Below are 14,142 nucleotides of genomic sequence, written 5' to 3' on the forward strand. Positions count from 1 at the left end.
CCACGCCGCCCCGTGGCCTGTTCCGCGGGGCGGCGCCGTGCGTCGTGGGACCCTACAGCCAGACCAGGTTCGCGAGCCCCACCACCAGGGGCACGGTCACGATGGAGAGCAGCACGGACACCACGACGGTCTCGACGGCGTACGCGTAGTCCGCGTCGTGAAGCTGCGCGTACACGGCGACGTTTGCGCCCACGGGGCACGCCGCCGCGATCAGCAGGGCCATGCGCATCTGGTACGGCATGCCCGGGATGACGGAAAGCAGCGCGAGCGAGAAGAGCGGCGACACCACGATGCGTGCCAGTGCCACGCGGTAGTTTGCCACGCGCGCAAGCATGCGCCGCACATCCGTCTGCGCAAGGTAGACGCCGATCATGAACATGGCGAGCGGTGTGTTCAACGCCGCAACGTCGTCCAGGCAGGTGGTGACGACGTCCGGCAGGGGAGGCTGCGTGCAAAACAGCGCGACGCCCACCAGCGACGCGATCATGAATGGCGCGGTCGCCACGTCACGCAGCACCTGGCGAGGCGTGGGCGAGGGCTCGCCGTTCTGGTGGGTAAGAAGCGACACGCCGTACGTCCACTGGCCAATGTTCATGAGCGCGATAAAGCCCACGTTGTAGAACACGCTCTTCGCGCCAACCGTCGCGACCACAAGCGGTATGCCAAAGAAGCTCGGGTTGCTGAACGTACCCGCGAAGTTGCCGATAGCGTCCCTGCCGCAGACCACGCGCGCAACAACTGCGGCCAGCACCAGCAGCACAAGCGCGACCACCGTGCCCAGCACCAGCGCAAGCGCGTGCTCGGGCGTGCGCTCAATCATGAAGCTCTTGATGATGACGGCGGGAAGCGACAGGTAGATGAGCACGTTGCCTATGACGCGGTTTCCCTCCATCGAGATCTTGTGCGCCCGAAACATCGCATACCCCACGCCCACCAGCACAAACATCACGAGCACCTGCTTCGCGAGCACTATGGACATCTGCATGGGTGGCTCCCTCCGTCGGGCGCGCGGCGCCGGTTTGCAACGGTCACCCATGATAGGACCATCCACACGCGCGGCTCGCCGCGACCTGCGCACATGCAGAACGAACACCCGTCCATGCGGAATGTACATGCAACAATTGGCAAACTTGTACTTCATTTATAAGACATTTCGCTACTTACCGATTATTTGACCTGCAGATATCCCATATAGATTGAATATCTGCAGCAAAATGGCTACCATTCCCAAAAAGCGGCGGCCGCACACCGCGGGGCGGGCGCTCGCCGCACGGCAAGGCGTATAGGATCGATTGGAACCCACCATGCGTAAGACCAAGACCTTCGAGGGCAAGCACCACGTGTACGATACCGAAAGGGCGGAGGAGTGCGGGCACCGCACATTCGGTGCGTTCGGCGACCCGGACGGCTACGAGGAGACCCTCTACAAGACGAAGGGCGGTCTGTACTTCGTGCTCGGCACGGGCGGCGAGGCCTCTCCGTACCCCACCCAGGACATAAGGCCGCTCACCGCCGTGGAGGCAAAGCAGTTCTAGCCCGGCGGCCGCGGTCGCACAAGCGTGGGGCGGCGCCGGCGAGCTCCGTCCCTCTATACACGGTTCGGTCCTTGCAATGCGGCACGGGTTGCTTCATCGTTGATGGCGTGCGCGGGTGCGTCCCGCGCCTCGCGATCTCAAGGCTGGAGGCAGCAACATGGCAGAGCAGCGCAGCGACGTGATTTCCTGGGACGAGTTCTTCATGCGGGTGGCTTTTGCCGCAAAGCTCCGCAGCAAGGACCCCAACACCCAGGTCGGTGCCTGCATAGCCGATACCGACCATCGCATACTCTCCGTTGGCTACAACGGTACGCCGCATGCCATAACGGACGAGGCCTTCCCCTGGGGCGACAGCGACGACCCCCTCAACGACAAGCACAGCTACGTCATCCACGCGGAGGCCAACGCCATCCTCAACTTCCGCGGAAGCCTGAAGGACATGCAGGGCGCCACGGTCTACGTCACGCTCTTCCCGTGCCACGAGTGCGCAAAGCTCCTGGTCCAGGCCGGCGTCGGCGAGGTCGTCTACCTCGACGACAAGTACGCCGGCACCATGGACAACCTCATCAGCAAGCGCACGCTCGACTCCTGCGGCGTCACGTACCGCAAGGTTCAGATGCCCCACGGCCTGTCCTAGCCGCCCCACCGGGCGAGAAGAACGCGCCGTCCCATGCGCATCCTCATGCTGGGAAACAGCCTCACCACGGCCCATAGCCTGCCAGACCGCCTTGCCTCCGCGCTCGACGCGGAGGTGGTGGTGCACGCCCGCGGCGGGGCACGCCTTGCGGAGCACCTCAACCCCAAGACAAGAAACGGTGCCCGCACGCTCGCGGCGCTTGCGCCGGTGGGCCCCGGCGGGGAGCCTGCCCATCCCTTCTGGGATTACGTCGTCCTGCAGGAGATGTCCCACGCACCGGCCACCACGCCCGAGGCCTATGCAAGAAGCGTGGCGGCCCTCTGCGCGCTCGCCCGCGGGGCGGGCGCCACGCCCGTCATCTACGCAACCTGGGCCTACCGCGAGGGGAGTTCCAAGCTCGCGCGGCTGGGTCTTTCCTACGTCCAGATGCACGACCTCATGCACGATTCGTTCGTTCGGGCCGCCGCCCAGAACGAGGCCATACTCGCGGATGCCTGCGACGCCTTCTATGGGGCGGCGGATCCTGCCGCGCTCTACGCACCGGACGGCGTCCACCCCTCCCAAATGGGAACGGGGGTCGCGGCGTCCGTTCTGGCACGTGCCATGGACGCCGCGACCCCCTGGTCGCACGCTCGTTGACCTGCGGCTGTGTGCCCGATTGGGCTACTTCACGTTATAGAACGCGTCCCTTCCCAAGAACTCGGCGGAGTCGCCCAGCCGGTCCTCGATCCTCAGCAGCTGGTTGTACTTTGCCACGCGGTCGGTGCGGGCGGGCGCGCCGCTCTTGATCTGGCCGGCGTTCGTGGCAACGGCCAGGTCCGCGATGGTGGTGTCCTCGGTCTCGCCGGAGCGGTGGCTCACCACGGCGGCATAGCCGGCGCGCTTCGCCATCTCGATCGCCTCCAGGGTCTCGGTGAGGCTGCCGATCTGGTTCACCTTGATCAGGATCGCGTTGGCGGCGCCCAGCTCGATGCCCTTCTTCAGGCGCGCGGTGTTCGTCACAAACAGGTCGTCGCCCACAAGCTGGACCTTCCTGCCCAGGCGCTCGGTCAGCCTCACCCAGCCGTCCCAGTCCTCCTCGGCGAGGCCGTCCTCGATGGAGACGATGGGGTAGCGGTCGACGAGCTCCTCCCAGTAGTCGATCATCTGGTCGGTCGTCAGGCTCCTGCCCTCGCCCTTCAGCTCGTACAGGCCGGTCTCCTTGTTATAGAGCTCGCTCGTGGCGGGGTCCATCGCAAACGCGAAGTCGCGGCCCGGCTCGAAGCCCGCCTCGCGCACGGCGCGCATCAGGTACTCAAAGGGTTCGGCGTTCGTCTTGAGGTCGGGGGCAAAGCCGCCCTCATCACCCACGCCGGTGGAAAGGCCGGCCTTGCGCAGCACGTCCTTCAGGGCGTGGTAGACCTGGCTCGACCAGCGCAGCGCGGTCTTGAAGTCGGGCGCGCCCACCGGCATGATCATGAACTCCTGGAAGTCGACGTTGTTGTCCGCGTGGACGCCGCCGTTGAGGACGTTCATCATCGGCACGGGCAGGGTGTGGCCGTTGGCGCCGCCCAGGTACTCGTACAGCGGCAGGTTCGCGCTGGCAGCGGCTGCGCGGGCCACGGCAAGGGACGCGCCCAGGATGGCGTTGGCGCCAAAGTTGCCCTTGTTGGGGGTGCCGTCCGCCTCGATCATCGCGCGGTCAACGGCGCGCTGGTCCGTGGCCTCCATGCCAACCAGCAGGTCGCGGATCTCGCCGTTCACGTGGCCGACGGCCTTCAGCACGCCCTTGCCCAGGTAGCGGTCCGCGTCGCCGTCGCGCAGCTCCACGGCCTCAAACTCGCCGGTCGAGGCTCCGGAGGGGACGATGGCCCTGCCAAACGACCCGTCCTCGAGCGTGACCTCGACCTCGACGGTGGGGTTCGCGCGGGAGTCCAGGACCTCGCGTGCGTATACGTTCTTTATCTTGCTCATGTCTGCTCCAAACCTTGAGTTACCTTTAGTTTACTTCCACGCTTTCATAATACCCATACTACGGTAGGAATTCAGCACGATTCCGAAAATGGCAACGCATTGTTGCTCGGGCAACAGTTGCTTGGTCGCCCAACAAAGATCCGTCTTCCGCCGGGCGAGAAGAACAACCCCCATCGCCGCAGGTAGAGGCCTTAAGACAGATGCCAAAACCAGGCATCAAGTCGTTCGTTACTTAAAGTCGGCTGTTCATACCATAAATTAGTAAAACAATTAGTGGCATTTGCTGTAGCATACCGCTCGTCCGCGATTAGCTACCGTTTGCATATTGGTGAACCCGATTTGAGACCGAGGTTACGCCCGCTGACTCAGCTAGTCGTAAACTGGGTGAAAGTTACTGGAAACGTTTTCAGTCGGCTTGGCTGACAGATTTCTTTTCCAGTGGTCGTATTTCCGCAGGTCGCTAGAAAAATTGTCGCTGGGACATTTCCCCGTGGACATGTCCCATCTAGCGCTGGCGGGGGTGGCGCAAGCGAGGTGCCAGGCTTTGGCAGCAAGCGGAACGTGACCTGACTGAATAAATTTCGGTCAAACGTGGCTCGAGACGCCTTTTTATAGGCTTGAACGATGGTTAGGAAGGTACGAAGCTTGATGAATTGGGATGCATTCAAAAACAGAGCGCAGACCAATGGCAAGAAGAGGATGCCGCGCAGGCATCGCCATGCCGTCGAGCTGACCGCCACCTGCGCCTGCGCGCTGCTCGTCACGCTGTCCCTCGTGCTGCCCGCGTTCGCCGCCGGTGCCTCCAACGATGCCCAGACCGAGTCAACGACCGTCGCAGCCACGACGGACAACTCCTCATCCTCCTCGAGTAATGAAAATGTGTCGGGGGGGGGTACCTCTCAGGACGGTAGCGCCTCTGCATCCGTAGAGAAGGACGAGTCATCTTCGGATGAATCGTCGAGTGCAAGTGATAACGCGTCATCCTCCGCTGCTGCAGCTGCGAAGGCAGCTCCTCTGCTTGCGGCGAGTAACGCGAGTAACGTGACCACGCTTTCGGGAAACAGCACGCTTCCCTCCAATGGTGCTTCAGGCACCTACCAGCTTACTGATAACGTTACCCAGAGCTACACGTCATTCATTTCTAGTGACGTGACCATCGACCTCAATGGTCACACCCTTAACTACACTGGCAACCAGAGCCTGTTCCACGTGCAGAGCGGCGGCAAACTCACTATTGTCGATTCCTCCAACACTGCTTCCAACAATGTTGTGAGAACGAGCACCGTTGACGCCAAGAACGATGCGTCCTCCATCGGGAAGACGGCAAGTATCGAATGGAATGGCAGTGCGCCTTCCAAGCTCACTTACTATGTGACTAAGTCGGACGTCAACACTAACGGAGTCAACACTAACGGACTTGGTACTACCGAGACTTGCGAGAAGCATGAGGTCACTCCGGGCGGCGTAATTAACGCCACGAATTCAACTGGTGCCAACTCGGTCATCTACATGGACGGTGGCGAGCTCAACCTCCAGGGTGGCATGATCACGATGGCGCACGCAAGCGAGTATTCCAGCACTGACGGCCACATCATCGACGTCAACGGCGGCACGTTCAACATGACTGGCGGCTACGTCTGCGGCGGCACGTTCCAGACTGGCAGGAATAGCCATGACCATGGTGGCGGCATCCTTGTTCGCAGTGGCTCCATGGAGCTCTCTGGTGGTGTCATTGCCGCCAACAGCGACGGTGAGGGTGGCGGCATCTACAACTCCGCGACCCTGAAGATCAGCGGTGGCGTAGTCAGCGGGAATGAGGTTCCAGTCAGCAGCTATGGCGGCGGCATCTCCTCCGTTAACGGTACACTTACCGTGTCGGATGGCTTCATCACTAACAACGTCATGAGCAAGTATTGCAATAATGACGGCTGGGGCGATCATGGCGGAGGTGGCATCGCCGCCAGGGGCACTGCGGGAACGCTCAGCATCACTGGTGGTTATATCACGGGCAACAAGTCCCAGGAGGCTGGTGGTGGCGTCTATGCCGGCGCTAACAATGCCGGTCTCAAGAGCTTTACTATCTTTGGCGGCATCATAGCCTCGAACGCCTCGGAGCAATCCGAAGGCGGTGGCGTGCGCGTCTCCCAGGGCACAAAGGCCGTCTTCAATTCCACGAACGGCAAGACATTCATCACCAACAATGCCTGCAACTCCACCTTCGACTGGGGCGGTGGCGGAGTCTTCGTCCAGGCGGGCGATGACAAGACGCATGTGGCGAACGGTAACCTCATCGTTGAGAACGCCCTGATAACGGACAACACCGCTGGTGGCTATGGCGGAGGTGTAGCGGCATGCCCAACGGGCGAAACTGTAGTTACTCATACGCAGGGCGCTGCCATCTACGATAACCATGACGCTCGTAGTTCCGATAATGCGAATATGTCAAGTGGCGGTCATGACAAGGATATGGACTCCACTGTCGCCTATAAAGACACTACCTTCCGCAACAATGGCCATGCAGACTACTTCCTAGTGCGCAGTAAAGGTAACAGCAGCTACATCTCCGTTATCACTGGCCGCATGCTGGGTGACGGCGCTGCGAACTGGTCTGGATCCGTTGATGGAGTGAAGACTGATATCGATCCCAACTCGGGTGCAGAGGCCACGTACATGGTGGGCCTCACGGCGAAACCGGACCAGGCTGCCAAGACTGCTGCCATTGGAGCGGCGACGCTGATCATCAGCGGCAACTATTCTCACAACCATGGTGGCGGCATCATGACCAATGGCGGCGTTACTCTCGGCCATGTTGAGAACGTCGATATCTACCCTGGCCTCAAGCTCAATGCCAAGAAGGCTCTTACGCAGGATGTTAAAGATGCGTCTAGCCAGCTGACCAAGGACGAATACACCTTCGTTCTGCTTAGCCCTGACTCCTCGACCAGTGCTGCTCCGTATTGGAATGAGGATGGGACGCTGAACTATGGTGGATGCTCCGAAGCAGCTCGTACGACGAACGCTAAGAGCGGAGCCATTCAGTTCAACGTTAGTAGCCAGTACTCCCAGGCTGGTAAATACCGCTACTACGTTGCGGAGATTCCCAACTCGAGCGATACGGATACGAGGACGAAGGCCTACGACAAGACGATCTATCGGATTGATGCTCAAGTAGCCGAGAGCTCTTCAACGACACTCCTGAAAATCAAATTCACGCATTACACGGTCTCTAGCTTGACCGTTACCCCCATCACTAACGGAAAGGATGGCAGTAGCTATACGCCGTCCATTACGACGAACGATGGCATCGTCGACTTCACGCTCACAAAGGATGGCAACAGCAACGATGCTGCCTTTACGAACGCGCTGAAGCCATACTCCACTTCCGGCTCGTTCACACCGTCGGTCAAGAAACACGTCGATGGCGGCGAGGTCAAGGAGTTTACTTTTGAGCTCTATAGCGCGGACGGCTATAAGGATGGCAAGTGGGACAGCAGTAAGGTGATCGACACCAAGACCACCACGAAGTCCGACGGCTCGTACGCCACGGTGACCTTCGACACCATCAACTACACCAACCTCGGTGTGAATGATCTCGACACCAAGGCCCGCGGTGGCAAGGCGACCTACACCTACTACATCCGCGAGAAGCCGGGTTCCGACAACGGCTACAGCTACGACGGCGGCTACTACAAGGTGGTCGTGACGGCGAAGGACACCCCGGCGGCGGACAACTTCAGCGGCACGCTCAAGACTACTGCTACGTACACCTACTACGACAAGGACGGCAAGGCAGCCTCCACGTCCACCACGGATCCCACCTTCAACAACAAGTACGCGACCTCGCTTCCCAGCGCCGGACAGGCTGGCATCGCGCTCGCCTACGTGGCAGGTGCCGCGGCCCTCGCGTACGGAATCGTGAGGCTCTACAAGACCCGCAGCGATTCCCGCAAGGGAGGTGACCGCTAATGGCAATCTCGAAGGCGATCCGCAGCCTGGCAATCCGCAACGCGGCCCAGCGCAACCTGGCGATCCGCAACGTGGTCCGCACCATGGTCCTCGCGGCATGCGCGCTCGTGCTGGCACTGGCGGCACCGGCAACGGCGCTCGCGGGAGAGGTCACCGTCACGGGTGACAACGCGACCGACTACCTGGCATACCAGGTCTTCTCCGCGGACGTGGCAAACGGCAAGGCAAGCAACCTCGCGTGGGGCTCGGCCGCCGCGCGCGATGCGGCCGCAAAGGCGGGCGCCCCCACCGCCACCGCGCAGGACGCGGCGGACTGGATCGACGCAAACCTCTCGGACGGCAACTCCGTGGGGTACGCGCTCGCGTCCGCGCTCATGGAGGGCGGCGCCACGCCCGCCAGGCTGACGGCGGGCAAGGCCGCGACGCTTCAGAACGGCTACTGGCTCATCGTGGCGGACGAGTCCGCGCTGGGCGAGCGGCAGAGCGGCACCGCGCCGGTCTTCGTGCTGGTGGGCGACGGCAGCAGGAGCGTCAAGCCCAAGTCCGCGGTGCCCACCGTGACCAAGCACGTGCAGGAGAACAGCACCTCCGCCTGGCAGAAGGCGGCCGACGCCACCGTGGGCGACGACGTGCTGTGGCGCCTGGAGGCCACCGTGCCGGCGGGCGTGCAGGGCTACACCAGCTACGACGTGACGTTCGCGGACACGATGTCCGCCGGGCTCGACCCCGGCAAGGTCGCGTCCTCGGCCCGCGTGTACGCCAGGGCGGGCACGGGCTCCGCGTGGGTCAAGTCCACTGCGGACGTCCCCGCCACGGGGGAGAAGAACGCGGCCGGCTGGCAGGACGTGACTGCCCAGTGCACCATCGACGTCACGGGCCAGAACTTCACCGTCAAGTCGCCAAACCTGGTGGCGACGCTCGGGGCGGACGCGCTCAAGGCCGGCGGCGCGCAGGTGTGCGTGATCTACAACGCACCCCTCAACCAGAAGTGCAACCACGGCGCGGCCAAGGGCAACCCCAACGAGGTCGTCCTCAAGTACCCCAAGTCGCCCTTCAGCTACCAGGAGTACCTGAGCACCCCCAAGGACGACGCCACGGCCTACACCTGGGACGTGCTGCTGACCAAGCGCTCCAGCGCGGGCGACGCCGTGCTCTCCGGCGCGGTGCTGGGCGTGACGGACCCGCAGGGCCGCCACCTGGCGCAGGACGGCAGCTGGCACAGGTCCGGCCGGACCGTGACCACCAACGCCAGGGGCCAGGTGCGCCTGAGCGGCGTGGACTCCGGCACCTATCGCGTGAGCGAGGCCAGGGCGCCCGAGGGCTACCGGCGCTTCGAGGGCACGCGCAAGCTGGTCCTCACCGTGACGGGCCTCGACGTGAGGCAGGTCGCCTCCGCGCACCCCACGCTCACCATCCAGGCGGAAAGCCCGCTGCGCGCTGACTCCGTGAGCGCCAGCACCAGCCTCGCCCAGGCGAGCATCCTCAACACCCCCACGACCACCGTCCCGCCCACGAGCAGGGGCGGCAACGGGATCGTCAAGACGGGAGACCTCGTCAACCTCGCGCCGGTCGCGCTGCTGGCGCTCGCGGGAGCCGGATTGGCGGTGATGGGCCTCAGGGTGCGCAGGAGGGGCGAGAAGAACCACCGCTAGGGCAGATGCCCCGGCGTGGGCTCGGAGTGCCCACCACTCGTTAGGTAATCATGCGGGCAGAAGGCGTCCGCTGACAGGAAGGATTGGAACATGAAGAAGCACAACATCGCACGCGCGGCAGTCTCCGCTGGGCTCGCCATCGCAATGACCTTCGGCGGCATCGCGCCGGCGACAATGGCGTTCGCAGCCACGAACGACGGCTCGGTCACCATCTCGAAGCGTGCCGACAACGACAACACCACGCTGCAGGGTTACCAGATCTTCAAGGCTGACGTTGCCGACGTGAATGGCAGCAAGGTCGCCTCGAACCTTGAGTGGGCTTCCGACCAGGTGAAGGCTGATGTCCAGACGGCAACTGGCAAGACTTTCGCCAAGGCTCAGGATGCAGCCGACTATCTTGTCACGCTTTCGACTTCCGACACTGACTATATCCTCGCTAACGGCGATGTCCTGAACACCATTGCCAACACGCTGAGGAACGATACGAGCCTCACGCCTACGACCGTTAAGCCGGGCACTGCTTCGACCGGCATGTCCACTGGCTATTGGCTCTTCGTGACGAGCAAGGACTCCACGAACAACACATCTGACGCGTCGAAGGTTGATCAGACTGGTACCTCGCCCATCTACGCAATCGTTGGCGGATCCGCGCTGACCATCAACCAGAAGGCCACCATCCCCACGGTCGACAAGTTCGTGAAGAACGACAAGGATGATTCCGACTGGGGCAAGGTCGCCGACTCTGAGGTGGAGCAGGAGCTCAACTACAAGCTCGTCGGTACTGTTGCTGATAACGTAGCGACCTATGACACCTACTACTACAAGTTCACGGATACCCTGTCTGCTGGCCTGACCGCCGACCTCGGCTCCGTCGTCGTGAAGGTCAAGAACGGTGATACTGAGACCACCGTAAATGCCTCGAGCTATAGAAAGAACATCGATAGCATTACTAACACGCTGACGGTTGAGTTCTCGGACCTCAAGAAGGCCAAGGACGAAAACGGGGCTGCGGTGACGATTAACAAGGACTCCGTCGTTAACGTCTACTACAACGCGAAGCTCGACAAGACCAAGGCTTACAAGCTTGCCAGCGACGCTGCTAAGAGCACGATCGACACCGACTATAACAACAACCCGAATGAGGTCAAGCTGACCTACTCCAACAACCCCAACACCGACAGCAAGGGCGATACCACGCCGCACAAGGTGACGGACTACACCTATCAGCTGAACATCGTGAAGCAGGACACCGACGACGCGACGAAGAAGCTCCAGGGCGCTAAGTTCACGATCAAGGCTACTGGTGCTGACGAGGGCACGACTGACAAGTATGTCCAGGAGGACGGCTCGCTCGGCTCGACGGCTCACGAGTTCACGACTAATGCGGATGGCAAGATTGAGGTGAAGGGCCTCGACGCTGGCACCTACACCGTGACCGAGACCACCGCTCCTACCGGCTACAACAAGGTTGCCGACTTCGACTTCACCATCACCCCGACGTGGAACAACGCGGATGTCACGAAGGCAACCGCACTGCAGTCCCTCGCAGTCACGGAAGATGCAAGCTACGTCGACTCTAATGCGACCGGCAGCCAGGTCAACCTTACGGTCAAGGATAAGGCCGGCCACGGCCTGCCCCTTACCGGCCAGGCTGGCGTGACGGTGACCTTCGTTGCCGGCGCTCTCGTGCTCGCCTTCGGCGTGAGCCGCGTCGTCCGCAACCGCAAGGAGCAGGACGCGGAGTAAGCTGGGACTCAGTTCATAGCCGAATGGGCATGTTCTTCTCGCCCGTAAGATGGGACCCTGCCTTGGCGGGGTCCCATTTGCGGATGGGGGACGGCCCGTTTGGCGGCGCGTTTGGTTTGGGGGTACCTGTGGCCGCGCACTTTGCCAAGGGGAAGAAGGATGCGTCCGGGACGTCGGGCGCCGGCGTGGCGTCCGGCGAGGGCGGATCCGGCAAGAGGGGCGGCAAGCGCAAGGGCCGTCGCAAGCGTCTGCCCAGGTGGGCGGACCGCCTGATAACCGTGCTGATCATCCTGGTCGGCGCGGGGATGCTGGCGTGGCCGTGGGTGATGGACCGCCTGGAGGCGTCGGGCGTCTTCAACCAGATCTCGACCGTGAGCAGCAACATCGACGCGATGAGCAAGCAGCAGCGCGCGTACTACCTGCAGCAGGCGCAGGCGTACAACGCGGTGCTGGCTGGGCAGACGCCCGCGATCGACGCGAACGCGATCCTTCCGTACGAGAGGCAGCTGACGTTTGACCGCGACCCCATGATGAGCTGGATCGAGATCCCCTCCATCAACGTGAGCATGCCCATCTACCACGGGACGAGCGACTCCGCGCTGATGGCGGGCGTGGGTCACCTGGAGGGGACGAGCCTTCCCGTGGGCGGGGCGAGCACGCACTGCGTGCTGACGGCGCACAGCGGCATGAAGAACCTGAGCATGTTCGACGACATCCGCGACCTGAAGCCGGGCGACCTGGTGCTCTTGCACACGCTGGGGAAGACCCTGGCGTACAAGATGGTGAGCTCAGAGGTGGTGTGGCCGGACAACATGAAGAGCCTGGGGATCGAGCAGGGGGCCGACAAGGTGACCCTGGTGACCTGCACTCCGTACGGCATCAACGACCACCGCCTGCTGGTGCACTGCGTGCGGACCAAGTACGACCCGAAGAAGGCAGCGGCGCAGCGAAGCCTTTCCGGCCGGCACTGGGGCAGGCGCGAGCTGGCCGTGCTGCTGGTGGCCGTGACGCTGGCGCTGATGGCGCTGGACGTGGTGGTGCACCGCGTGCGGAAGAAGCGGAAGGCGGCCAAGGCGGCCGCAGCGGCGAGTGCGATTGGCGCGGCCGCGGGTGCAGTGGAGGCGAGCGCGGGCCGGAAGAGGCGTAGGGGCAAGGGCTAGCGGGTCAGGAACCAGCGCCAGGCGGGGACCACGGAGATGGTCCCGTGCTGCGACTCGATCTTCTCGTCCTCACGCAGGGTGACGATGGAGCCCGTTGCGAGACGGGTCCTTTCCATTGCGGCGTCGAGCGATTCGACCTCGCGACGGCGCGTGCGCTCGGACGCGATGGAGGCCGCCACCTGGAGAAGGGCGTAGGGCTGGCAGGGCTGTCCTTCTCCCGCGTATGCCTCTCCCACGAGGAAGTCAACCTTGCGACCGCGCGCGCCGGGCTCCGTGTACGAGGTGATGGAATCCGTGCGGCTTCCCGCCATGCGTCGCCTGAGCTCGAGGTACACGGCGGTCTCAAGCCGCTTGCCCACGTCCTCCTGGCTTGCGCGCGACACCGCGAGGGCGAGCCCCGGGTCGACGGCGTAGAGCTTTGGGGGGTTCTTGGCGCTGGCAAGCAGCTCGTGGCTGTACTCGTAGACCTCGAAGAAGAGGTACGCCTGCTCGAAGAGCTGGACCATCTGGTCCGCGCGCTCCCAGCCGATGCTGTTGCCCGCGCTCCTGAGGTCCTGCGTGATGCCGTTGACCGACATCTCACACGAGGTGTTGCGCAGGATGAGGAGCGCCATCTGGTTGGCCAGCGGGATTGACGGGCGGGAGATCCTATCTGCCACGTCGCGGGCGACGACGTCGCGCACGTAGCCCTGGAGGATCTCTATGCGGGTGGCGGCGGTGTCCCGCTGGACGCCAGGGAAGCCGCCGGTGACCAGGTAGCGGTCGAACAGGGACTCGAGGGCCGTGCGCTCCTGCGGGGAGGTTGCCCCGGACTGCACGTGCGCGACGCAGTCCTCTGGGCTCGAAGGAAGGACGTCCTGGTGGAAGCGCAGGTACTCCGCGTAGGAGAGGGGCAGCATCTCGTGCGTGTGCGAGCGGCCGCGGAAGTTGGTCGCAATCTCCTCCGACGACACCTTGGAGGAGGAACCCGTGATGCAGAGCGTGACGCGCTCGTTTTCCGCCACCCTGCGGCAGGTGCTCTGCCAGCTGGGGCAGTCCTGAACCTCGTCCAGGAAGAGGTAGGCGCCCTCGACCCTGGCCTCGGGCACCTGGCGCCAGTACTCGTCCAGGACGGCGTCGATTGCGCGGAAGCCATCGACCTCCCGGGGCAGGCGGTCGTCCGAGAAGTCGAAGTAGAGCATGTGGCTGCGCTGTACGCCGGACTCCATGAGGCGCCGCATGACCTGGAAGAGGTAGAAGGTCTTGCCGCTGCGGCGCATGCCCGTGATGATCTGCACGCGGTTGAAGCGCTCCGGCGTTGGAAGCTGCTCCATGATGGGGTTGCGCTCGATGACGGCAGGGATCTCCTGCTGCATGCGTTCGGCAACCAGTTCCTGCACGATGCCCATGGGTTTCTCCTCTCCGTACAGAAGAGAATATACCCAAATGTCTTCTGTAGCAGAAGAGATTTGATGCAAAACCTCTCTTGTAGGAAGAGAAGACTGAAGCAAAAG

General features: G+C 62.8%; 10 protein-coding genes. 7 read left to right on the top strand and 3 right to left on the bottom strand.

Translation table 11 applies throughout. The features are described from left to right. Nucleotides 1–52: 52 nt before the first annotated feature. Nucleotides 53–985, bottom strand: a complete 933-nt coding sequence (locus BLT96_RS00725) for an AEC family transporter (protein ID WP_157692081.1) — start codon at nt 983–985, stop codon at nt 53–55. Nucleotides 986–1,304: 319 nt separating this feature from the next. Here BLT96_RS00725 and BLT96_RS00730 point away from each other — a divergent pair, with 319 nt between their 5' ends. The 3 genes from BLT96_RS00730 to BLT96_RS00740 all read left to right on the top strand — a co-directional run bounded on the left by BLT96_RS00730 (nt 1,305) and on the right by BLT96_RS00740 (nt 2,811). Further along, nucleotides 1,305–1,535: a hypothetical protein gene (locus tag BLT96_RS00730; RefSeq protein ID WP_090864061.1), complete on the top strand. Its 231-nt coding sequence runs from the start codon at nt 1,305–1,307 to the stop codon at nt 1,533–1,535. A gap of 157 nt (nt 1,536–1,692) precedes the next feature. Continuing rightward, the gene (locus BLT96_RS00735) at nt 1,693–2,172 is read left to right on the top strand and encodes a deoxycytidylate deaminase (protein ID WP_090847136.1); all 480 of its coding nucleotides are present in this window, start codon (nt 1,693–1,695) and stop codon (nt 2,170–2,172) included. Nucleotides 2,173–2,205: 33 nt separating this feature from the next. Then, nucleotides 2,206–2,811: an SGNH/GDSL hydrolase family protein gene (locus tag BLT96_RS00740; protein ID WP_090861192.1), complete on the top strand. Its 606-nt coding sequence runs from the start codon at nt 2,206–2,208 to the stop codon at nt 2,809–2,811. 24 nt (nt 2,812–2,835) lie between these two features. On the opposite strand, the gene eno is transcribed toward BLT96_RS00740, so the two are convergent. Next, the gene (eno, locus tag BLT96_RS00745) at nt 2,836–4,125 is read right to left on the bottom strand and encodes a phosphopyruvate hydratase (RefSeq protein WP_090861193.1); all 1,290 of its coding nucleotides are present in this window, start codon (nt 4,123–4,125) and stop codon (nt 2,836–2,838) included. Nucleotides 4,126–4,770: 645 nt separating this feature from the next. On the opposite strand from eno, the gene BLT96_RS00750 reads away from it, so the two are divergent. The 4 genes from BLT96_RS00750 (at nt 4,771) to BLT96_RS00765 (ending at nt 12,649) form a co-directional block, all read left to right on the top strand. Next, a complete protein-coding gene (locus BLT96_RS00750; protein WP_157692082.1) occupies nt 4,771–8,091 on the top strand; it encodes a Spy0128 family protein in 3,321 nt (1,106 codons plus the stop codon). Next, nucleotides 8,091–9,743, top strand: a complete 1,653-nt coding sequence (locus tag BLT96_RS00755) for an isopeptide-forming domain-containing fimbrial protein (RefSeq protein ID WP_090861195.1) — start codon at nt 8,091–8,093, stop codon at nt 9,741–9,743. The genes BLT96_RS00750 and BLT96_RS00755 overlap by 1 nt, the downstream gene beginning before the upstream one ends. 90 nt (nt 9,744–9,833) lie before the next feature. Further along, on the top strand, nt 9,834–11,489 hold the full coding sequence (locus BLT96_RS00760) for a SpaA isopeptide-forming pilin-related protein (RefSeq protein ID WP_090861196.1): 1,656 nt from the start codon (nt 9,834–9,836) through the stop codon (nt 11,487–11,489). Nucleotides 11,490–11,617: 128 nt separating this feature from the next. Further along, nucleotides 11,618–12,649, top strand: coding sequence for a class C sortase (locus BLT96_RS00765; protein WP_157692083.1), 1,032 nt, complete (start codon nt 11,618–11,620; stop codon nt 12,647–12,649). On the opposite strand, the gene BLT96_RS00770 is transcribed toward BLT96_RS00765, so the two are convergent. Further along, entirely contained in the window at nt 12,646–14,037 is a 1,392-nt protein-coding gene (locus BLT96_RS00770; RefSeq protein WP_090861198.1) for an ATP-binding protein, read from the bottom strand. The genes BLT96_RS00765 and BLT96_RS00770 overlap by 4 nt on opposite strands. Nucleotides 14,038–14,142 lie beyond the last annotated feature (105 nt).

The sequence above is a fragment of the Parafannyhessea umbonata genome, from assembly GCF_900105025.1.
Classification (GTDB): Bacteria; Actinomycetota; Coriobacteriia; order Coriobacteriales; family Atopobiaceae; genus Parafannyhessea; species Parafannyhessea umbonata.

Coding starts and splice junctions, on each gene's coding strand:
- BLT96_RS00760 (WP_090861196.1), top strand. CDS start 9,834: ATGAAGAAGCACAACATCGCACGCGCGGCAGTCTCCGCTGGGCTCGCC.
- BLT96_RS00770 (WP_090861198.1), bottom strand. CDS start 14,037: ATGGGCATCGTGCAGGAACTGGTTGCCGAACGCATGCAGCAGGAGATC.
- BLT96_RS00735 (WP_090847136.1), top strand. CDS start 1,693: ATGGCAGAGCAGCGCAGCGACGTGATTTCCTGGGACGAGTTCTTCATG.
- eno (WP_090861193.1), bottom strand. CDS start 4,125: ATGAGCAAGATAAAGAACGTATACGCACGCGAGGTCCTGGACTCCCGC.
- BLT96_RS00755 (WP_090861195.1), top strand. CDS start 8,091: ATGGCAATCTCGAAGGCGATCCGCAGCCTGGCAATCCGCAACGCGGCC.
- BLT96_RS00730 (WP_090864061.1), top strand. CDS start 1,305: ATGCGTAAGACCAAGACCTTCGAGGGCAAGCACCACGTGTACGATACC.
- BLT96_RS00740 (WP_090861192.1), top strand. CDS start 2,206: ATGCGCATCCTCATGCTGGGAAACAGCCTCACCACGGCCCATAGCCTG.
- BLT96_RS00725 (WP_157692081.1), bottom strand. CDS start 985: ATGCAGATGTCCATAGTGCTCGCGAAGCAGGTGCTCGTGATGTTTGTG.